The organism is Oceanobacillus sp. J11TS1, from assembly GCF_018333215.1.
Lineage (GTDB): Bacteria > Bacillota > Bacilli > Bacillales > Amphibacillaceae > Oceanobacillus.
The window spans coordinates 47,303-68,129 of the sequence record NZ_BORO01000007.1 but is presented as its reverse complement, the minus strand read 5'-3'; the positions used below and the strand labels follow the sequence as shown (position 1 = coordinate 68,129).

At 37.4% G+C, this 20,827-nt stretch carries 30 protein-coding genes and 1 pseudogene; 3 read left to right on the top strand and 28 right to left on the bottom strand.

The window, feature by feature from the left end; all coding sequences use genetic code 11:
* Positions 1–117: 117 nt before the first annotated feature.
* Together KI343_RS07715 and KI343_RS07710 are read left to right on the top strand one after the other, a co-directional pair.
* Positions 118–549: a sigma-70 RNA polymerase sigma factor region 4 domain-containing protein gene (locus KI343_RS07715; RefSeq protein WP_212925842.1), complete on the top strand. Its 432-nt coding sequence runs from the start codon at positions 118–120 to the stop codon at positions 547–549.
* A gap of 642 nt (positions 550–1,191) precedes the next feature.
* Positions 1,192–2,532, top strand: a pseudogene (locus tag KI343_RS07710) (IS4 family transposase).
* Between the two features lie 266 nt (positions 2,533–2,798).
* Here the strand turns inward: KI343_RS07710 and KI343_RS07705 are convergent.
* The 3 genes from KI343_RS07705 to KI343_RS07695 all read right to left on the bottom strand — a co-directional run bounded on the left by KI343_RS07705 (position 2,799) and on the right by KI343_RS07695 (position 5,551).
* Positions 2,799–3,110, bottom strand: a complete 312-nt coding sequence (locus tag KI343_RS07705; RefSeq protein WP_212925841.1) for a hypothetical protein — start codon at positions 3,108–3,110, stop codon at positions 2,799–2,801.
* Positions 3,111–3,116: 6 nt separating this feature from the next.
* The gene (locus KI343_RS07700) at positions 3,117–4,979 is read right to left on the bottom strand and encodes a DEAD/DEAH box helicase (protein ID WP_212925840.1); all 1,863 of its coding nucleotides are present in this window, start codon (positions 4,977–4,979) and stop codon (positions 3,117–3,119) included.
* Between the two features lie 371 nt (positions 4,980–5,350).
* Positions 5,351–5,551 carry a hypothetical protein gene (locus tag KI343_RS07695; protein ID WP_212925839.1) on the bottom strand — a complete coding sequence of 67 codons (201 nt, stop codon included), beginning with the start codon at positions 5,549–5,551 and terminating at the stop codon, positions 5,351–5,353.
* A 69-nt stretch (positions 5,552–5,620) separates the two neighbouring features.
* On the opposite strand from KI343_RS07695, the gene KI343_RS07690 reads away from it, so the two are divergent.
* On the top strand, positions 5,621–6,061 hold the full coding sequence (locus KI343_RS07690; protein WP_244856817.1) for a tyrosine-type recombinase/integrase: 441 nt from the start codon (positions 5,621–5,623) through the stop codon (positions 6,059–6,061).
* A 68-nt stretch (positions 6,062–6,129) separates the two neighbouring features.
* Here KI343_RS07690 and rpsI read toward each other — a convergent pair whose 3' ends face one another.
* The 25 genes from rpsI to rpsQ all read right to left on the bottom strand — a co-directional run bounded on the left by rpsI (position 6,130) and on the right by rpsQ (position 20,808).
* Positions 6,130–6,522, bottom strand: coding sequence for a 30S ribosomal protein S9 (gene rpsI / locus KI343_RS07685; protein WP_212925838.1), 393 nt, complete (start codon positions 6,520–6,522; stop codon positions 6,130–6,132).
* 19 nt (positions 6,523–6,541) lie between these two features.
* Positions 6,542–6,979 carry a 50S ribosomal protein L13 gene (gene rplM / locus KI343_RS07680; protein WP_212925837.1) on the bottom strand — a complete coding sequence of 146 codons (438 nt, stop codon included), beginning with the start codon at positions 6,977–6,979 and terminating at the stop codon, positions 6,542–6,544.
* Positions 6,980–7,306: 327 nt separating this feature from the next.
* Complete coding sequence (gene truA / locus KI343_RS07675) at positions 7,307–8,074, bottom strand: tRNA pseudouridine(38-40) synthase TruA (RefSeq protein ID WP_212925836.1); 768 nt, start codon at positions 8,072–8,074, stop codon at positions 7,307–7,309.
* Between the two features lie 23 nt (positions 8,075–8,097).
* Positions 8,098–8,895, bottom strand: coding sequence for an energy-coupling factor transporter transmembrane component T family protein (locus tag KI343_RS07670; protein ID WP_212925835.1), 798 nt, complete (start codon positions 8,893–8,895; stop codon positions 8,098–8,100).
* Complete coding sequence (locus KI343_RS07665; RefSeq protein ID WP_212925834.1) at positions 8,888–9,757, bottom strand: energy-coupling factor ABC transporter ATP-binding protein; 870 nt, start codon at positions 9,755–9,757, stop codon at positions 8,888–8,890. The genes KI343_RS07670 and KI343_RS07665 overlap by 8 nt, the downstream gene beginning before the upstream one ends.
* Positions 9,733–10,575: an energy-coupling factor ABC transporter ATP-binding protein gene (locus tag KI343_RS07660; RefSeq protein ID WP_212925833.1), complete on the bottom strand. Its 843-nt coding sequence runs from the start codon at positions 10,573–10,575 to the stop codon at positions 9,733–9,735. The genes KI343_RS07665 and KI343_RS07660 overlap by 25 nt, the downstream gene beginning before the upstream one ends.
* Before the next feature lie 703 nt (positions 10,576–11,278).
* On the bottom strand, positions 11,279–11,632 hold the full coding sequence (gene rplQ / locus KI343_RS07655; RefSeq protein WP_212925832.1) for a 50S ribosomal protein L17: 354 nt from the start codon (positions 11,630–11,632) through the stop codon (positions 11,279–11,281).
* A gap of 44 nt (positions 11,633–11,676) precedes the next feature.
* Entirely contained in the window at positions 11,677–12,621 is a 945-nt protein-coding gene (locus KI343_RS07650) for a DNA-directed RNA polymerase subunit alpha (RefSeq protein WP_212925831.1), read from the bottom strand.
* A gap of 204 nt (positions 12,622–12,825) precedes the next feature.
* Positions 12,826–13,215, bottom strand: coding sequence for a 30S ribosomal protein S11 (rpsK, locus tag KI343_RS07645; protein ID WP_040985036.1), 390 nt, complete (start codon positions 13,213–13,215; stop codon positions 12,826–12,828).
* 21 nt (positions 13,216–13,236) lie between these two features.
* A complete protein-coding gene (rpsM, locus tag KI343_RS07640; protein ID WP_212925830.1) occupies positions 13,237–13,602 on the bottom strand; it encodes a 30S ribosomal protein S13 in 366 nt (121 codons plus the stop codon).
* Positions 13,603–13,625: 23 nt separating this feature from the next.
* Entirely contained in the window at positions 13,626–13,739 is a 114-nt protein-coding gene (gene rpmJ, locus KI343_RS07635; RefSeq protein ID WP_010095733.1) for a 50S ribosomal protein L36, read from the bottom strand.
* Positions 13,740–13,770: 31 nt separating this feature from the next.
* Positions 13,771–13,989 (bottom strand): translation initiation factor IF-1, encoded by a 219-nt coding sequence (infA, locus tag KI343_RS07630; RefSeq protein ID WP_040985051.1) that lies wholly within the window; start codon positions 13,987–13,989, stop codon positions 13,771–13,773.
* A 459-nt stretch (positions 13,990–14,448) separates the two neighbouring features.
* The gene (locus tag KI343_RS07625) at positions 14,449–15,093 is read right to left on the bottom strand and encodes an adenylate kinase (RefSeq protein WP_212925829.1); all 645 of its coding nucleotides are present in this window, start codon (positions 15,091–15,093) and stop codon (positions 14,449–14,451) included.
* A gap of 34 nt (positions 15,094–15,127) precedes the next feature.
* Positions 15,128–16,423: a preprotein translocase subunit SecY gene (secY, locus tag KI343_RS07620; protein ID WP_212925828.1), complete on the bottom strand. Its 1,296-nt coding sequence runs from the start codon at positions 16,421–16,423 to the stop codon at positions 15,128–15,130.
* A gap of 1 nt (position 16,424) precedes the next feature.
* The gene (gene rplO / locus KI343_RS07615; protein ID WP_212925827.1) at positions 16,425–16,865 is read right to left on the bottom strand and encodes a 50S ribosomal protein L15; all 441 of its coding nucleotides are present in this window, start codon (positions 16,863–16,865) and stop codon (positions 16,425–16,427) included.
* Between the two features lie 30 nt (positions 16,866–16,895).
* Complete coding sequence (rpmD, locus tag KI343_RS07610; protein ID WP_077605106.1) at positions 16,896–17,078, bottom strand: 50S ribosomal protein L30; 183 nt, start codon at positions 17,076–17,078, stop codon at positions 16,896–16,898.
* Between the two features lie 13 nt (positions 17,079–17,091).
* Positions 17,092–17,595, bottom strand: a complete 504-nt coding sequence (rpsE, locus tag KI343_RS07605; protein ID WP_212925826.1) for a 30S ribosomal protein S5 — start codon at positions 17,593–17,595, stop codon at positions 17,092–17,094.
* A gap of 25 nt (positions 17,596–17,620) precedes the next feature.
* Positions 17,621–17,980: a 50S ribosomal protein L18 gene (rplR, locus tag KI343_RS07600; RefSeq protein WP_212925825.1), complete on the bottom strand. Its 360-nt coding sequence runs from the start codon at positions 17,978–17,980 to the stop codon at positions 17,621–17,623.
* Positions 17,981–18,009: 29 nt separating this feature from the next.
* The gene (gene rplF, locus KI343_RS07595; protein ID WP_212925824.1) at positions 18,010–18,546 is read right to left on the bottom strand and encodes a 50S ribosomal protein L6; all 537 of its coding nucleotides are present in this window, start codon (positions 18,544–18,546) and stop codon (positions 18,010–18,012) included.
* 31 nt (positions 18,547–18,577) lie between these two features.
* Entirely contained in the window at positions 18,578–18,976 is a 399-nt protein-coding gene (gene rpsH / locus KI343_RS07590) for a 30S ribosomal protein S8 (protein ID WP_212925823.1), read from the bottom strand.
* A gap of 29 nt (positions 18,977–19,005) precedes the next feature.
* Complete coding sequence (locus KI343_RS07585) at positions 19,006–19,191, bottom strand: type Z 30S ribosomal protein S14 (RefSeq protein WP_010652082.1); 186 nt, start codon at positions 19,189–19,191, stop codon at positions 19,006–19,008.
* A 29-nt stretch (positions 19,192–19,220) separates the two neighbouring features.
* Positions 19,221–19,760, bottom strand: a complete 540-nt coding sequence (rplE, locus tag KI343_RS07580; RefSeq protein ID WP_212925822.1) for a 50S ribosomal protein L5 — start codon at positions 19,758–19,760, stop codon at positions 19,221–19,223.
* Between the two features lie 27 nt (positions 19,761–19,787).
* Positions 19,788–20,099, bottom strand: a complete 312-nt coding sequence (gene rplX, locus KI343_RS07575) for a 50S ribosomal protein L24 (protein WP_212925821.1) — start codon at positions 20,097–20,099, stop codon at positions 19,788–19,790.
* A gap of 34 nt (positions 20,100–20,133) precedes the next feature.
* Positions 20,134–20,502, bottom strand: a complete 369-nt coding sequence (gene rplN / locus KI343_RS07570) for a 50S ribosomal protein L14 (RefSeq protein WP_077605112.1) — start codon at positions 20,500–20,502, stop codon at positions 20,134–20,136.
* A gap of 42 nt (positions 20,503–20,544) precedes the next feature.
* Positions 20,545–20,808 carry a 30S ribosomal protein S17 gene (rpsQ, locus tag KI343_RS07565; protein WP_077605113.1) on the bottom strand — a complete coding sequence of 88 codons (264 nt, stop codon included), beginning with the start codon at positions 20,806–20,808 and terminating at the stop codon, positions 20,545–20,547.
* Positions 20,809–20,827 lie beyond the last annotated feature (19 nt).

Below are 20,827 nucleotides of genomic sequence, written 5' to 3'. Positions count from 1 at the left end.
AGTTTTTTGGCCTTTTTTTAGTTCTTTTCTCTCTTTTTTCGGCAAAACCACCTTTCACATCGTGTTAGTTATGCAAAAAAGTAAGAATGCTGGTCACTCAGAAAGGAGGTGATAAAGATGGTAACAAACGAACCTGTGCAAGAAAGAAGAATCCAACGCCAATTTGATTCATTTTGTAAAACGGTTTTAAGAAATGCTGTACGAGATATTTATCGAGAAATAAGCAGGCAGAATAAAAATTTAATTGTACTATCTGCATTAACTCAGAATAAACTCAATCAATTAAGCATGTATGACAACTATGTAACAGATGTTTATCACTTTTACTTTCATGGTCGTACCATCAAAGTAAAAGACTTTTTGATTTCGAACGCTATTCAGTCTTTACAACAGAGTAATCAACTCATTATTTTGTTCTTTTTTTTCTTAGATATGAGTGATACTGAAATTGCGAACGAATTAGAAATAGCCAGGGGAACCGTTTATTACCAAAAACAAAAGGTATTAGAGAGGATCAAAAATTATTTAAAGGAGCATGCAGATGAGTAATTCTAACTTACAATTTTATAATTACAAACGAATTCATTCAACGATTGGATATATGTCACCAATTGCGTATGAAAAAATGTATCTATGTAAGATAGTTTCATAGAAGAACGTTATTAGTCTCTGTGTTAAAGGAAGGGGCGAACTTTCCCCTTCTTTTAACACAGAGGGATGCAAACGTAGCACGGTACGAATTTAAAAAATTCACCATTTCTAGTGTCCAATTTCTTGACATAGATCCAAAGTAAACCTCTGCACCATAAGTGGTTGCAGAGGTTTAGATGTTGAAAAACTATTAACCTTTTGAGAAATATACTCATGAATTCTAAGGGTACCTAATCCGTTTAAACTTCGGGATATGTTATATGGATGAAATTGTATGAAAAAGGATTGAAATTGATGTTACTAGAACCAATTTGAACTAAATTGATGGATGTTAGTTGAATACAATACTAATTATTCTTTTGTTTCTAATATACTCAACTTTCGCACCTAGAAAAACCTAATATAATGAATAAGCTCAAGTACTTGCAGCTACTGTAGTAGGTTCCTTGACAAAGATTTTAAACATGAAAAAACACCTTTCCGTTTGGTATAGTTGATTTGACTAGAATCACTACCAAAACAGAAGAGGTGTCTCCTACTATGATAGCGAATAATGACCCAAATAAGCAACTGCCTACTGAAATAAAATCTGTATTTAAAGAATTAGGTGTTTTAAAACATTTGCGTAACGCTGGTATCACAAAATCTTTTGGCTTTTCCAGTGCGTTTATTTTTCAATTAATCTTTCGTCTTATCTTTGAACATAAAAATTGGTTTCGTATGCTGGATAGTAAGAAATCTACAGATCTTCCGGCGAAAGATACGGTTTATCGTTTTTTAAACAAATCTACCTTTAATTGGCGGCGTTTTTTGCTTGCCTTAGCATCTTCTGTTGTCGCAAAAGTTTCTATTTTTACGAGTCATTATCGTCCCAAAGTGTTTATCATCGATGATTCTTCTTATGATCGGAACCGAAGCAAAAAAGTAGAGCTTATACCCCGGTGTTTTGATCATGCTTCTCAAAAGATGAGGTTTTATAAAGGATTCCGTATGTTAACTTTGGGATGGTCCGATGGCGCAACCTTTATGCCTGTAGACTTCTCTTTAATAAGTTCGAAAAAGCATCAAATCAACGGTGTTTCCAAAGACATCGACAAGCGTAGTTCTGGTTATAAACGCCGCCAAGAAGCTTTACAAACGGCACCAGAACAAATTCCAGGGATGCTTCAGCGTGCTTTAAATGCCGGCATAGGTGCTTCTTATGTGTTGATGGATTCCTGGTTCACACAGCCGCCTCTTATCAAGGACATCAAAGAACAAGGTCTTGATGTAATCGGCATGGTGAAAAACCTAAAACAACGTTATTTGATAGATGAGAAACATGTCAGCTTAAAAGAACTTTATCGTCTGGCGAAACCGGCATCCGGCAAGAAAGGCATCCTTCGTTAGATTCATACAACACAAGCCAATGGTATACCTGTCAAAGTGGTATTTGTGCGTAATCGTAATAAAAAGAGCGATTGGCTCGCTGTTTTAAGTACGGATTGCACGCTTAGTGATCAAGAAATCATTCGTATCTATGGAATGCGCTGGGATATTGAAGTCTTTTTTAAGACAACCAAATCGCTTTTGAATCTACAAAAAGAATTCCAAAGCCGGTCTTACGATGCCCTTATCAGCCACACAACCATTGTATTTACAAGGTATATCGTGCTTTCTTGGCAAAATCGTTGTAACACAGACGATCGAACGTTAGGCGGCTTATTTTTATGAATTATGTGATGAAATCGATGAATTGGATTGGGCTGTCGCTTTACAGCAATTAATCGAGATTCTTGATGATGCCATCCAACATACCAATAAAGCAATCCAAAAATTAATAAAAAATCAAGTACAGCAATGGGTGGCACTAACTATATCAAGGGTTACATGTCTATTTGAGTGTGCGAAAGTTGAGTAATATATATCTCTATCTTCAATAATATTTCCCGTTCAAATTATTATCAATGTATGATATAACTTATATGGGAAAATGAAAAATCATAAGTGATTTAGCATTTGAAACCTAGGAAAATTAACGAATCGAAAATAAACAGATTATAAACGACATATAAAACCATGGAATATAAACGAAGTTTATGTCCATATTTTTAGGTTAACCAAAAGTAACAGCCGGATAATAAGTCCTTCTTTATCTTACAATTAAATTATGAAATCAAACTAACATTTGGTTTAATTGCTTCTAATAAAATTTTTGCTTCTTGATATTTGTCAAAAATAACTTTTTCTTTATCCCTCATAGTTAATGTCTGTTTGTAAAGCTCATTGTCAGAATTATACCAATACCTATCAATTATCTCTAAATCATACGAGGTGTTTGATTTCACTTCTAGGACAACATCATTTTCAATATTTTTCACAGTATATGCAAAATTTTTTCCCCCTGCTTCAAGAATTAATTCGTTTAATGTTGGTCCTTTATACATTAAATATTCAGCAGCTTTTTTAACACTGTTCATATTCATCTACCTTTCATTAAGTTTTTTATTTAATTTTTCAATTACACCTGGTAGTAACTTTCTTGCTTCTTCAAAGTCATATGTTTCCCACTCATCTATGCCTCGTTTTAATTTTTGCTTTAAATTAAAGTTAATATACATCATAACATAAGCGTCGTTAGTTTTGGCTGAAGAATAAATGGGATTATTGGATTTAGATGGGAGTTCGTCACCTTTTGGATCTACTTTTGTTTTTTCGAATAAGTATTCAACTTGATTAGCAATATCTTCTTTATGTATCTCATGTAATTCTTCCCTAATTAATTCCTCCCTTAATTTGTTAGCTTTTTCATCTATTTCATTTTCTAACTTTCGTCTTTGTTGATGAATAAAGTCTTTTATGTCTTCTTCAGACACTCCGGACTCTTTCATTTTTTTTGCAGTAGACTTTAGTTCTTCATCTCTATCTTCAATTACTTTATTTAAAGCAACCTTATATTGGTTACCTATTCCGTCACTCAAAAATTCTTTTGTATTTTTAACTACTCCGCCTTCTACCTTTACTCTTCCAACATCAAAATTCTTTTCAGATATAATTTCATCATATTCTCTTAAAATCCCTTTTTTTCTGTCTGCTTTTTCTTTTTGTCCTGTGTAATAACTCCATAATTCATCTAAATCTAATTCTTTGTGATATATAACGTGTGCCACATTATCGATATCATCTATTGTGTTTTCTTCCTGTATTCTCCTTAAAGCTCTACCTATAAACTGAGCATAAGGAGGCAATGTTCTAAAAGGCCTAAAAATAGCGGCGATACTAATATTAGGATGATCAAAACCTTCACCAAGCATGTTTACATTTACTAATACGTCTATTTGTCCTTTTTTAAATTCAATTATCGCCTTTTCTGACTCCTCTGGACGGTCACTTGTTACATATGCAGCACTTAGACCGACCTCCTCATAAAGTTCCATTATTTGTTTAGCATGCTCAATGCTACAAGCAACTGCAATAATTTGATGATGAGCATTTCCGTTAGTTCTTTTTTCTATAAGTTTTTTCAGACTCATATCTACAATAGTTTTACTGCACCCTTTTGAGTAGGCTACTGATCGAGATACCCAGTTTTTATCCATAATATCTAAAGCAGTCTCTTTATCTACTTCTTCTCCATCCAGTATAAATTTCAATTCTTCATTGGTATAATCCTCTGAAACCACATTTTTAATATATTTATTATTAATTGCATCTGCCATTGAATATTCATACACTATATCTCCATCTAATTCTTTTTCGTCAGACCTAAATGGAGTAGCCGTGAGCTTAACTATTTTTTTAGCAGAAAAGTGTTCTAATGTTTTTAACCATGAATCTGCTGCAGAGTGATGAGCTTCATCGATAATAATCATATCGAAAAAGTCCTTATCTAATATATCTGTTAGTGCTTTCTTTGAGTTTTTGTTATACACCTTATGAATATTAGCTACTACAATATGAGCATTATTCAAATATCTCATTACCCTCTTTTTATCACCACTTGTATTATATCCAGCGTATCTATAAACTGAAGGTAAATTCTCATCATTTAAAATAACATTTCTTTTTGTCCAAAAATTATATTGAGTACGCGTGTCAAAGTCATCAGATATCCCTTCTCTAATTACTAAACTCGGTGTTATTACCAGTACTTTTCCATCACTTATTTCAAATGGCACTAATCCAATTACACCTGTTTTTCCTGCACCTGTTGGAAGGACAATAATTTTATGTGTATCCTTTCCCTCTAAAAAACTTTCTTTTAATCTTTTATGTGCTAATCTTTGAGGTTTTCTAAGTGATATATTTGTTGAAATAAAAGCTCTTACCTCTTTAAAATAATAACTCAATTTGGTACCCCCTATAAATATTTTTCCTAACAATTGACTGAAAATGAAATTATTCAAGTAATCTATCAATTCAATTATACATTAAGTTCCGATTAGTTACTATAAGATGTCTTTATACAGATTAAAAGGCATACATTTTACTAATCTCTGTTTTTTAAAACATTACAATTTATTTAGTTAATCCTCTGAAACATTTATTAAATATTTTTCTTTATACCTTATAATATATTTTATTTAGCATTTAATTCATATATGTAAATGCAGTATATTTTCGGTGTATCAAAATCCCCTACATATAACCCATGTATAGATGGTGAATATATTAGGAGCCCCTGGCAATTCTAAAACAACTGGGTTCAGTTATTACTTCGTTATACGACTGGCACCCAATACTCAGACCAGTAATCTTTCCTTATATATTCTTTTCCGTTGGACTCATCAATAAACTCAATTAATTCTCTCAAAATGATAAATTGAGCTGCAACTGAGTTCACCGCGTTTAGTAAGTTTCCTTTTGTGACGTTTTTAATTCTATCGTGTTTAATCAATTGGTAATCTTTCCACCACATCATGTTTTTTTGCATCGATATATTCAAAAGGAAAAATTATTATACTGTCATCGTTTATAGTATTTATACCCGTTGCAAGACCGAAATCATTCCCAAAATACTTTCCAATTACTCGGAATAAAGGTTAGACATTCAATCAGTCCTACTTCTGAAGATACTTCATTAAAGACACAAAATGCAAAAAGTGATGTTTCTATAAATAAAGAAGTATATGAGCTTATTCGTAAAATACCCGTTAAAGAGAATGGTTATATTTTCAGTTTTGGTGGTTTTAAACAGTCGGAGCAATTATCTGAGTTATTGACGAAATTAGATATTAAAAAAACAACGTTTCACGGTTTAAGAGACACTTATGCATCGTTTTTATTTGCTCAAGACATTGATATTGCTTATGTATCAAAGCGATTAGGTCACATTAAAATTCAAACCACACAGAATTATTATCTGGAATTAATGCCACAAAAAAAGCACCAGCAAGATGCCGATGCTTTAAATCTGTTAAGTGCTTTATAAGGTTCAAGTTAATTTGAACCAACTTGAACCAAAAAAGCTCTGTAAACATTGATATACCAATGTTTCTATTAACGTTTTGAGAACTGAGGTGCACGACGCGCGCCTTTAAGACCGTATTTTTTACGTTCTTTCATACGAGCATCACGAGTAAGATATCCTTCTGATTTTAATGCAGAACGATATTCTGGGTCAGCTTGTAATAATGCGCGTGCGATTCCGTGACGGATTGCACCTGCTTGACCAGTAAATCCACCGCCATGTACATTTACAAGAACATCATAAGTTCCTTGAGTTTCTGTAGTAACAAGTGGTTGGTTCAAGATTAATAATTGTGTTTCATATGGAAAATAGTCTCTAGCATCGCGACCATTGATAGTAACATTTCCTGTACCTGGTACTAGACGTACGCGGGCAGTTGACTTTTTACGGCGACCTGTGCCATTGTATTGTACTTGTGCCAATTCATTTACCTCCCTTTAATTATCCTCGAAGTTCGTAAGCTTCTGGTTTTTGAGCTTGATGATTATGCTCAGCGCCTCTATATACATGCAATTTCTTTAACATTTTGCGTCCTAAAGGTCCTTTTGGAAGCATACCTTTAACTGTAATTTCAAGCATTTGCTCAGGATATTTCGTACGCATTTCGTTTGCTGTACGAGATTTTAATCCACCTGGATGATTGGAATGACGGTAGTACATTTTGTCATTAATTTTGTTTCCAGTTAGTTCAATTTTTTCTGCATTGATGATAATTACATGATCACCAGTGTCTGCATGTGGTGTATACGTAGGTTTATGTTTACCACGTAAGATAGCAGCTACTTCGCTTGCTAAACGTCCTAAACGTTTTCCTTCCGCATCCACAACTAGCCATTTGCGTTCAATATTTGCTTCATTTGCCATGAAAGTTGTGCGCATGATTTTTTCCCTCCATATATCTATCGTTTCTTTTACATTCGTAATCATATTTTTATTCTTAACATAATTAGATTCCGGGGCTAATCATGGTTTAGAAATAAAATGCCATATATCATATTATAACTTTTAGCACCAAAAGTCAAGCTTAGGACGAAAGTAATTTAAAGAAAACTTGGCAAGCCAAGTCTTATGGCGTAGGGTTGCCTTAGTTGCACTTATACTTGGTACTTAAAAATTTTTGCTACGTCGAAATGCCTCCTTGCTAAAATTTTATACTTTCCGAACGTGCAAAGAAAACTTCCACCTGCATTTTTCTTATCTACTTGTCTATTCCTCTGAGTCATTTTCTTCCTCATCGTAACTGACTTCCCATAAATACAATCCATTCGGAGAAATCGTCTTTCCCAACTTCCCTCTTTCTTTTGCAGCTAAGAGTTCTGGTATATCCTCAGGTTTGCGCTTTCCTATTCCTACATCTAATAACGCACTGACCATAATTCGGACCATGTTATATAGAAAGCCGCTTCCACGAAAGATAAATTCCATATCGTCGCCTTTCTTCTCACAGGATGCATGGAATAATGTACGCACTTTTGAGCCCTTTACAGACGATTTAGCTGACGAAAAGGTGGTAAAGTCATGTGTTCCCTCTAAATGCTTACAGGCTGCTTGTATAGCCTCTATATCTATGCTCCGAGGAAAGTGTAATACATAATCCCGGCGAAACACATCTGGGTCTTCCCGATTTAAAACATAATAATGATATTCTTTCTGTTTCACGCTGTAACGGGCATGAAATGCATCACTAACCTTCTCGACCTTATTTATTCGGACATCATCCGGCAAGAGTGTATTCACAGCTTGCTTCCAATTTCGTTCAGGGATTGTTAAAGGAGTATCAAAATGAATGACCTGACCAACTGCATGGACACCTGTATCTGTTCGTCCTGATGCTTGAATGCGGATGGTTTCTCCTTTATGGATTTTTGCTAAAGCTTTCTCCACGGTACCTTGGACTGTCCGCTGATTGGGCTGCACTTGAAAACCAGCAAAACCTGCACCGTCATAAGCAATCGTGCATTTTATCCTTTCCATTTGTACAGCCCCTTTCTTATTTATTACTGTCTTAATAAAAATAACGCTACTAATAAGAGTACAAAACCTATTAAAACAAGAATATCTTTTTTACCAACGTGTAATTCACGCAGCTTGCTTCTTCCTTCTCCACCTTGATAGCCACGTGCTTCCATTGCCATCGCTAAATCCTCCGCACGCTTAAAGGCACTGACAAACAATGGAACCAATAATGGAATAACGGCCATTACCCGATCCTTGATAGGGCCTGTACGAAAATCGACACCGCGAGCAGCCTGCGCACGCGATATTTTATCTGTTTCCTGCATCAGTGTTGGAATAAAACGTAAAGAGATAGACATCATTAAGGCCAGCTCATGCACAGGAAACTTAATTTTTTTCAATGGATGAAGCATTTCCTCCATCGCATCTGTGATTTCAATCGGTGTTGTCGTTAAAGTTAATAGAGAAGTCGTTAAGATAAGCAAGAAAAAGCGTAAAGAAATCGCAAAGCCTTGAATGATTCCTCCGCTATAAATCTTGATAAATCCCCACTCTACCAGCAAGTTTCCTTCCTTCGTGATAAATAAATGCAGAATAAATGTAAAGATAATTAAAAACCAGACAGGGATAAGTCCTTTTAAAATAAATCGCAACGGCACCCGTGAAATAAATACACAAAGCAATGAGAACGCTGTTAATAAACTATAACTTGGTACATTGTTTGCAAAGAATACAATAATAACAAAGAAAAAGACAACTGTAATTTTGGTTCTAGGATCTAGTCGGTGTATAAGTGAGTTCCCGGGAACATATTGACCAATAATTAAAGCATTATTCATGGGAACCCACCTCCAGTTGTTCTTTTATCTCCTTTGCTAACTCTTGTAAGGATTGGTGCTGATACCTTACAGAAGTGTCAAAGCGCTCATTATACTGATTTAGAAAATGAATGACTTCTGGGATACCTAATTGTACGTCCTGCAGCTTGTCCGTTTGTTTAAACACTTCAAGCGGCGGACCTTCCATATATTTTTGTCCACGATTTAAAATAATAATTTTATCCGCATAGGCTAAAGCATCCTCCATACTATGTGTTACAAGTACTGTAGTCAGATTGCGCTCCTGATGCAGCTGATAAAACATATCCATGATTTCACGCTGGCCGCGCGGGTCCAGTCCGGCAGTTGGCTCATCCAATACAAGAACTTCTGGGGCCATTGCCAATACGCCTGCTATAGCCACACGGCGCTTCTGTCCGCCACTTAAATCAAATGGGGAACGCTCCAATATTTCTTCTGGCAGACCGACAGCTGGAAGCAGATTTTCTATTCTGCGGTCAATTTCTTCTTGTCCCACGTCAAAATTCTTCGGACCAAAGGCGATGTCTTTTGCCACTGTTTCTTCAAATAACTGATGCTCTGGATATTGAAAAACAACTCCGACCTTTCGTCTTAAATCACGAATATCTTTGGGTTTCCCTTCTGAACTTAGTCGGAAGTCACCAATGGTTATTTCTCCTCTGCTAGGAAGACTTAAACCATTCAGGTGCTGGATTAGCGTTGATTTTCCGGAGCCTGTATGTCCAATGACAGCAACAAAAGAGCCCGATTCGATGGTAAAGGAAATGTCTTCAAGGGCTTTATGGGCAAAAGGAGTATTCTCTTGATAAATATAACTTACATCTTTGAATTGAATTTCCATAATTCCTCCAACAACTCTTCGTGATTTAATGCTGCTTCTTTTAATTGAACTCCCTGCTTGATCAGCTCATCCGTTAATTGTGCAACAAACGGCACATCCAAACCAATTTCACGTAGCCCTTCACGCTGCAGGAATAATTCCCTCGGCGTTGTTTCTTCCCAAATTTGCCCCTTATTCATGACAATTACCCGATCTGCCTGAACAATTTCCTGTAAATCATGTGTAATGGTAATAAGAGAGAGCCCTTCTGACTCCTGTATATCACTGACCGTGTGCATAATTTCTTTTCTTCCTGTCGGATCCAGCATAGCGGTGGCTTCATCTAAAATTAATACTTTTGGAGCTATCGCTAATACACTCGCAATAGCTACACGCTGCTTTTGCCCTCCAGATAGACGATGCGGCTCTGTTAATAAGTAATCTTGCATACGAACAGCAGATAAGGTGCGCTGGATTCTCTCTCTCATCTCTTCTCTAGGAACGCCTCTGTTCTCCATTCCGAATGCGACATCATCTTGAACGGTCGCACCAACAAATTGATTATCTGGATTTTGAAAGACCATTCCTACATCTTTCCGTATATCCCAAACCGTATTGTCATCTACTTTTATACCATCGACGGTAATTTCCCCATCATGTGGCATTAATAAACCGTTAAGCAATTTTGCAATGGTTGATTTTCCGGAGCCATTATGACCGATAATAGCAACCCATTCGCCTTCATAAATTTCAAAAGAGACTTGGTTTAAAACAAGGGCTCCTTCTTCCTCATATCGAAAGGAAACATTCTTAAACTCTACTAGCTTTTTTCTTTCCATCCAGACACCTCCCTCTCCTACTTTTTCTATTATGTAATTCCCCTGGTTAATGACTTGTCATGATTATTTTATCTATTTCTCTTCATGAAAGAAAGTATGAGCTAGACCAATAAAGAAAACAAATATCGAACATATTTTGTGAGAATCATCCGCTCCGGAGATATACTCCGCTTTCCACGGGCGGCTACGGTTTTGGTAGTACGAGTACCGCAGTACTAGGTGAGCTCTCTTGTACTGACGCACTGTGAAGCTCACCTATATTTTTTCCTGCGCAGTCTAGGTACATTTCCAACGCTATAGTAACAGCTAATTATAAAACTCATTGAATTAATGTTTTTATCATTATAAAGGAATAATCCATGATAAAGAACTATAACCAGCGGAAGAAATACACGGAGACTCCTGTGGGAATGCGTAGTGTGAAGACCCCGCAGAAAAAAAGCGAACTTCTTTTTTTCTACCACAGGCATAAGCGCGACTTTGCTTCTGTCTGCGCCTGTCGGCTTGCCAATCAGCAAGTCTTCTTTAAACGAGGCTGAGGACAAGCCCACGGAAAGCGTAGTGTATTTCTGTAGCGGTAGTAATCAGCTATATAATTATACTCAAAATTCACTTCATAAAAATATATCCATTTTTCATACAAAAAAAGGGCTTGGATAACCTCTGAGAGAGATTGAGTCCTGCCCCTTGCCGTTGTAGTAAATTAAACCAACTCAATGATTGCCATTTTAGCGCCATCGCCTTGGCGTTCACCAAGTTTAAGAACGCGTGTATAACCACCTTGTCTATCTTCATAGCGCGCAGCAACATCATCAAATAATTTTTGAACCACGTTATTTTCTTCATCAGCTTCTTTGTTGTATAAAAATGAAGCAGCTTGACGGCGTGCATGTAAATCGCCACGCTTACCAAGAGTAATCATTTTATCTACAATCGTTCTTAACTCTTTCGCTTTTGCTTCTGTAGTTTCAATGCGTTCATGAATAATTAAATCAGATGCAAGGTTGCGAAGAAGAGCCATACGACTATCTGTTGTACGTCCTAATTTTCTAGCCACGGACTATCCCTCCCTTTTTTAAAACTTTACAGGTGACTGCTTTATCAGTCATCGTCTCTAAGACCTAATCCTAGATCTTCTAATTTTACTTTTACTTCTTCTAATGATTTACGTCCTAAATTACGGACCTTCATCATATCTTCTTCTGATTTATTTGCAAGCTCTTGAACGGTGTTAATACCAGCACGCTTCAAGCAGTTGTAAGAACGAACCGAAAGATCAAGCTCTTCAATGGTCATTTCCATTACTTTTTCTTTTTGGTCTTCTTCTTTTTCAACCATAATTTCCACGTTCTGCGCTTCATCCGTTAAGCCAATAAAGATATTCAAATGCTCGGAAATAATTTTCGCACCTAGAGAAACTGCTTCTTCAGGGCGAATACTACCGTCAGTTGAAACATCTAGTGTTAGTTTATCATAATTTGAAATTTGACCGACACGTGTATTCTCTACTTGATAAGTAACACGAGATACTGGTGTGAAGATGGAATCAATTGGAATAACACCAATTGGTTGATCATCAAACTTGTTCTCATCTGCTGGACGATAACCACGACCTCTTTCAGCAGTCAACTTCATGTGAAGATTGCCTTTACTGTTTAATGTCGCAATATGAAGATCAGGATTCATTACTTCTACATCACTATCAAAAGTTAAATCTGCAGCAGTTACGACTCCTTCTCCTTGAACATCAATTTCCAATGTTTTTGGTTCATCAGAATAGATTTTAAGTGCAAGTTTCTTCAAGTTTAGAATGATGGTAGTTACATCCTCCACAACCCCGTCAATCGTTGAAAACTCATGCAGTGCCCCGTCGATATGAACAGTTGTTACAGCAGCACCCGGTAGTGAGGATAATAAGATACGACGCAAGGAGTTTCCAAGTGTGGCACCATATCCACGTTCTAGCGGTTCAACTACAAATTTACCAAAAGTAGCATCATCGCTGATTTCAAGCGTTTCAATTTTCGGCTTTTCTATCTCGATCATTTTACAAACCCTCCTTTAAAACGTCGAAACCCCGGCTAGACCACATAGTCTAACCGAAATTCCTCAAATAAGGCAGTTGGCGTTTCTGCGCTACCTAAAAATCTTTCGTACGAACTGTCTTGGAATCTGTTTATCTACACATGTAGATAACTGTACGTTTTATCAACCATTATTGACAGGATTGATAAATTCTATACAGTTAAATTAAACACGACGACGTTTTGGTGGGCGGCAACCATTATGAGGAACTGGAGTTACGTCAACAATTGCAGTAACTTCTAATCCAGCAGCCTGTAAAGAACGGATTGCAGCTTCACGACCAGCGCCAGGTCCTTTAACAGTAACTTCTAATGTTTTCATGCCGTTTTCGATTGCAGACTTAGCAGCAGTTTCAGCAGCCATTTGTGCAGCAAACGGAGTAGATTTTTTTGATCCTTTAAAGCCTAGAGCACCAGCAGAGCTCCATCCAATAGCATTACCTTGTGTATCCGTAATTGTAACAATTGTATTGTTAAAAGTAGAACGGATATGTGCAATACCAGATTCTATATTCTTTTTCACACGGCGTTTACGCGTATTTGTTTTACGTGCCATTTGTAAGCTTACCTCCTTACATTACTTTTTCTTGTTAGCCATTGTTTTACGTGGGCCTTTACGTGTACGAGAGTTGTTCTTTGTTTTTTGTCCACGAACTGGTAATCCGCGACGATGACGGATACCTCTATAAGATCCGATTTCAATCAAACGTTTGATGTTTAAAGATACTTCACGACGAAGGTCTCCTTCTGTAGTGTAGTTATCGATCGCTTGACGAATTCTTGTTAATTCATCTTCCGTTAAATCACGGACACGAGTATCTTCAGAAACGCCTGCTTCTTTAAGGATTTCCTGTGCAGTAGTTTTACCAATACCATAAATGTAAGTTAAAGAAATTACTACACGTTTATCACGTGGAATATCAATACCTGCAATACGTGCCATAGAATGCTAGCACCTCCTGTTTTTTAGCCTTGTTTTTGTTTGTGTTTTGGATTTTCACAAATTACCATTACTTTGCCTTTGCGTTTGATGACTTTGCATTTCTCGCAAATTGGTTTTACAGATGCTCTTACCTTCATCATCATTACCTCCTTTTAGATCGGAGCTCGTTTATTTATAACGGTACGTAATTCGTCCTTTGGTTAAATCATACGGAGAAAGTTCAACCGTTACTTTATCGCCTGGTAAAATGCGGATAAAGTGCATACGGATTTTACCAGATACATGCGCCAATACTGTATGGCCATTTTCAAGCTCAACTTTAAACATCGCATTCGGCAATGTATCTGTCACTGTACCTTCTACTTCAATAACATCATCTTTCGCCATTGTGTGTGATCTCCCTTCTTCAAATCAGTTACAACCTTATCTAAATCAAGGATAAAGCTTAATTTCCCTTTTGTGACACGAGCCGTACATCTAAAGCTATGCGGTCCTTCGGGAAACATTTAACGTACCTTTTAGCGCACATTCATCATATAAAATCAACCATAAGCGCTGCTTCCTCCATTGGCCAGCGTAGGACAACCGGCCGTTCACAACCGAGACATCAATTGTACTGACCTGAATCACTATCCTGCATCATACGTACAAATGGACCTGTGCTAAGAAAATCAATTTGTTAACGTATATCAGCTCTCACCATCACCTAGGCAATTGTTCGTTTTATATCAAAAGGTTGATAAACCAATTATTTATCGTGTTTGATAAAAGCATTACACATTATCTCACTCATTATAACTTCTCAGCATCGGTTTTGCACCTAATCTGTTCGTTAAGAGGCTTGACTTATTTATCCAAAATGGACTCAATTTCATGGAAGACATCGTTAATATCTCGATCACCGTCTACCTTCACAAGATATCCTTTATCTTGATAAAAATCAAGTAATGGCTGTGTTTGCTCTACGTTAACGGCTAGCCGATTTTTAACCGTTTCTGGTTGATCATCATCTCGCTGAATTAACTGGGAGCCATCTTTATCACAAATACCTTCCTCTTTCGGAGGGTTATAAATTACATGATAAGCTGTTCCGCAAGTCGGACAAATTCTCCGTCCAGTTAAACGCTCTACCAATTTTTCTTCTGGTACATCCACATGTAATACATAGTCGATGGTTTTATTCAAATCAGCTGTCAATTCTTGCAAAGCTTCAGCTTGAGCAATTGTACGAGGGAATCCATCTAATAAGAATCCTTCTTTACAATCTTCTTTTGCTAAGCGTTCTTTGACAATACCGATAGTTACTTCATCTGGAACAAGATTTCCTTGATCCATATATTCCTTCGCTTTTTTACCAAGGTCTGTACCTTCTTTAATAGCTAGTCGGAACATATCCCCAGTAGAAATGTGAGGGATCTTATATTTTTCGTTAATTTTTTCCGCCTGCGTACCTTTACCAGCACCAGGTAATCCCATTAAGATTAAATTCAATTGTTTCCCCTCGCTTTTGTAGGCAGGAAATTACTTACTTAATAAACCCTTTATAATGTCGCTTCACAAGCTGACCTTCTAATTGTTTCATTGTTGTTAACGCGACACCAACAACAATTATTAAGCTAGTACCGCCGATCTGTACTGTCGATGGTAAATTTGCAAGACTGCCCAAAATAATTGGAAATACAGAAACAAATGCTAAGAATAGCGCACCAACAAAAGTTAGTCGATTGATAACCCTTGTTAAGTATTCTTCTGTATTGTGTCCCGGGCGAATACCTGGGATATAGCCACCTTGTCTTTGCAAGTTCTCTGACATTTGTTCTGGATTGACCTGAACAAACGTATAGAAATATGAGAAAGCAATGATCAGTGCTACATAGATTATCATACCCACAGGTCGTGTGTAATCAAAAATATACGTCACTGTACTTGCTATTTGATTTCCTTCAAAAAATCCAGCAATGGTTGTCGGTGCAATCATAAAGGCAATCGCAAAGATAACTGGGATTACCCCTGCCGCATTTACCTTAATTGGCAGATGCGTTGACTGACCGCCTACTGGTGTACGATTTACTAATTTCTTCGCATACTGTACTGGAATTTTTCGTAACGCTTCGTTTACAAAAATGATTCCAACCGTAACTGCGATAATCACAAGTACAATAATCGCTACAATAACGATATTTATAAACAATTCATTCCCTGGATTAGAGAAGTATTGATTGTACAATTGTGCAGCGCCGTTCGGAATAGCAGCAACGATACCAGCGAAGATAATGATAGAGATACCATTACCAACACCATGAGCAGTAATCTGTTCACCTAACCACATAAGAAAGGCTGTTCCACCAGTTAACACAATTGCTATGGTTAAGAATTTCATTACGCCGGGATCATGAATAAGTAAGCCGCCAGCCATGGCATTAAAGCCAATTGACATAGCAATTGCTTGAACAAATGCTATGACAATTGCAGCATAGCGTGTTACTTGAGCAATTTTCTTACGCCCCATTTCCCCTTGCTTCTTCCATTCAGCAAATTTCGGAACAACATCCATTTGCAGTAGCTGCATAATAATCGATGCTGTGATGTAAGGCATGATTCCCATTGCAAAAATGGAGAAGTTTTGTAATGCCCCGCCACCAAATGTGTTCATAAAGCCAAACACATTTTGCTGATTCATCATAAAATCAATCGCTGCTTTATCTGTAAAAGGCACGGGGATAAACGTGCCAATACGGAATACAATAAGCATAAGCAGTGTAAATATAATTTTATTCCTTATATCTGCTACTCGCAAAAAATTGGAGAGTGTCTGAAACAAATTAGATCACCTCAGATTGACCGCCCGCTGCCTCAATTGCTTCTTTCGCAGATGCGGAGAACTTATGAGCTTTAACAGTTAATTTCTTTTCTAATTGACCTTTTCCAAGAATCTTAACTCCAGCGTTTAATTTGCTTACGACACCAGTTTCTAATAATAGCTCTGGGGTAACTTCAGTACCATCCTCAAAGCGATTAAGTGTATCAAGGTTAACAATAGCATATTCTTTACGGTTAATGTTTGTAAAACCACGTTTTGGTAAACGTTGGAATAAAGGCATTTGACCACCTTCAAAACCTGGTCTTACTCCACCACCGGAACGTGCTTTTTGACCTTTATGTCCACGTCCAGAAGTTTTACCGTTACCGGAAGACATTCCGCGACCTACACGGTTTCTTTCTTTACGAGATCCTTCTGCCGCTTTTAATTCATGAAGTTTCATGCGAGCACCTCCTCTTTAAACAAAATTTAATTATACTTCTTTAACTGTCAATAAGTGGGACACTCTGTTAACCATACCACGAACGGCTGGAGTATCTTCACGTACAACCGATTGACGAATTTTCTTTAACCCTAACGCTTCAACCGTTTTGCGTTGAACGTCAGTGCCGCCGATAACACTACGAGTGAGGGTTATTTCCAATTTTTTAGACATTGTGTTTCCCTCCTTATCCTAACAGTTCTTCAACAGACTTTCCACGTAATTTAGCTACGTCTTCAGCTGTTTTTAAATTAGTTAAACCGTTCAATGTAGCACGGATTACGTTGATTGGTGTATTAGATCCTAAAGATTTAGTTAGGATATCACCTACACCAGCAAGCTCTAAAATCGCACGCACTGGACCACCAGAGATAACTCCAGTACCTTCAGAAGCTGGCTTCATCAATACGTTTCCAGAACCAAACTGTCCATGAATTTCATGTGGAATGGTTGTGCCAACGATTGGTACAGTAATTAAGTTTTTCTTAGCATCATCTACTGCCTTTTTAATAGCTTCAGGTACTTCTTGTGCTTTACCAGTACCGAAACCTACATGACCGTTTTTGTCACCTACAACCACGAGAGCTGCAAAGCGGAAACGACGTCCACCTTTTACAACCTTTGCAACACGGTTGACCGTAACAACACGTTCTTCAAGATCTAATTTGCTCGGATCAATATTCGTATTCATTATAGATGGTTACCTCCTTTTACTCTTAAAATTCAAGGCCTTCCTCACGAGCTGCCTCTGCTAAAGCTTTGATACGTCCATGATATAAATAACCACCACGATCAAATACTACGGATTTATATCCTTTGTCAATTGCACGTTTCGCAATAGCTGCCCCCACTTGTTTAGCAGCTTCCGTATTACTTCCGCTGATTCCAAGTTCTTTATCCATTGTAGAAGCACTTGCTAGGGTAACAGCATTTACATCATCAATCAATTGAGCATAAATGTTTTTGTTAGAACGATACACATTTAAACGTGGACGTTCTGTAGTTCCTGATAATGTTCGGCGCACACGGTTGTGACGCTTTTTACGAATAACATTTTTGTCAGGCTTTGTGATCATCTGGGTCACTCCTTTCTCAAGCTAACAACTTACTTAGCAGTTTTACCTTCTTTACGACGTACATATTCATCCGCATATTTAATACCTTTACCTTTGTAAGGCTCTGGCGGGCGGATTGCTCGGATATTAGCAGCAACTGCACCTACTAATTCTTTATCAATACCTTTTACAACAACTTGTGTGTTTTTAGGTACTTCGATTTCAATACCGTCAATTGGGTCAATTTCAACAGGATGTGAATAACCAGCGTTAATAACAGTTTTGTTCCCTTGCTTTTGAGCACGGTAACCAACACCGTTGATTTCCAATGATTTTTCAAAACCTTTGCTTACACCAACTACCATGTTATTGATTAAGCTGCGGGTAGTACCATGTAGGGCACGGTGATCTTTGTGATCGCTTGGGCGCTCTACAGTTAAAATATTACCTTCAACATTGATTTTAATATCTGGGTGAAAATCTCTTGTTAATTCACCTTTTGGTCCTTTGACCGTTAGTGTAGTTCCGTTGAATTTCAACTCTACACCTTCTGGAATTTCTACAGGCTTAAGTCCGACACGAGACATTCCTTGCACCTCCTCTTATAAAAATAAGTTCTTACCAAACGTACGCTAGTACTTCGCCACCAACTGCTTGAGAACGAGCTTCCTTATCAGAAAGCACTCCATTAGAAGTTGATACGATAGCAATGCCAAGACCATTCAATACACGTGGTACTTCATCAGCTTTAGCATATACGCGTAAACCTGGTTTACTGATACGTTTAATTCCTGTAATAACTCTTTCTTCGTTTGCGCTGTATTTTAAGAAGATACGTAATATACCTTGCTTGTTGTCTTCAACTAGCTCATAATCCTTTACAAAGCCTTCGCGTTTCAGGATATCAGCGATCTCTTTTTTAATTTTAGAAGCAGGAAGCTCTAATTGTTCATGTTTAACCATGTTCGCATTACGAATGCGAGTAAGCATATCTGCAATTGGATCTGTCATAACCATTACTAATTACCTCCTTCCCGAATCGGGGATTACCAACTTGCTTTTTTGACACCAGGAATTTGACCTTTATAGGCAAGTTCACGGAAACAAATACGGCAAAGTTTAAATTTACGAATTACTGAATGCGGGCGACCACAGCGTTCGCAACGTGTATATTCTTGTACTTTATATTTTTGCGGGCGCTTTTGTTTCGCTATCATAGATTTTTTAGCCAAAATTTTCCCTCCTTGTATTAGCTTTTAGCTTACTTTTGGAAAGGCATGCCCAGTCCAGCTAAAAGTTCACGAGCTTCTTCGTCAGTGTTGGAAGTCGTTACAATAACAATATCCATTCCACGAACTTTACTTACTTTATCGTAATTAATTTCTGGGAAAATCAACTGTTCTTTTACACCTAAAGTGTAGTTTCCACGACCATCAAATGCCTTTTTAGAAATCCCGCGGAAGTCACGTACACGTGGAAGAGATACAGCAACTAGCTTTTGTAGGAACTCATACATGCGTTCTCCACGTAGAGTAACCTTTGCACCAATTGGCATTCCTTCACGAAGACGGAAACCTGCGATTGATTTCTTAGCACGAGTGATTAATGGTTTTTGACCAGAAATTAAAGCTAATTCTTCAACAGCACTGTCTAATGCCTTTGAGTTTTGAACCGCGTCACCAACACCCATGTTGATCACGATTTTCTCGATTTTAGGTACTTCCATTACAGAATCATAATTGAATTTATTCATTAAAGATGATGCAATTTCATCTTGGTATTTTTGTTTTAATTCGTTCATGCGTTAGCCCTCCTTTCACAGAAAAACTTATTTATCTAATGCTTCACCGGATTTTTTAGCAATACGGATTTTTTTACCATCTCTTACTTCATAGCCAACACGAGTTGGTTCTCCGGACTTCGGATCGATTGGCAATACATTAGAAACATGAATTGGAGCTTCGATATTCAAGATTCCACCTTGTGGGTTGTCTTGAGAAGGTTTCGCATGTTTTTGAATCATGTTCACGCCTTCTACTAATACGCGCTCTTTCTTTGGAAATGCTTCTAATACAGTGCCTTCTTTACCGCGGTCTTTACCGGATAACACTTTGACTTTATCACCTTTTTTTACATGCATGCTTTACGCACCTCCTTGATGAGGAAATTTCTTATTATAGAACTTCTGGAGCTAGAGATACGATTTTCATGAATTGAGCATCACGTAATTCACGTGCAACTGGTCCGAAGATACGTGTTCCTCTTGGACTTTTATCATCACGAATAATTACGGCAGCATTTTCATCAAAACGGATGTAAGAACCATCTTTACGACGTGCACCAGATTTTGAACGTACAATTACTGCTTTAACAACGTCGCCTTTTTTGACAACGCCCCCTGGTGTTGCTTGTTTCACAGTACAAACAATTACATCACCAATGTTGGCAGTTTTACGACCGGAACCGCCTAATACTTTAATGGTTAATACTTCACGAGCACCAGAGTTATCTGCAACTTTCAAACGAGTTTCTTGTTGAATCATAACACTGTGACCTCCCTTCGGATACCTTCCGAGCGAACTTTATTAAATAATTACCGCTTCTTCGACTACTTCTACTAAACGGAAACGTTTGGTAGCTGATAGCGGGCGAGTTTCCATAATACGTACGATGTCGCCTGTTTTTGCAACATTGTTCTCATCATGTGTTTTAAATTTCTTAGAATACTTAACACGTTTTCCATAAAGTTTATGGAACTTGTAAGTTTCAACTAAAACTGTAATAGTTTTATCCATTTTGTCGGATACAACACGACCAGTATAAACTTTACGATCATTACGTTCAGACATTGAGGTTAACCTCCCCTCT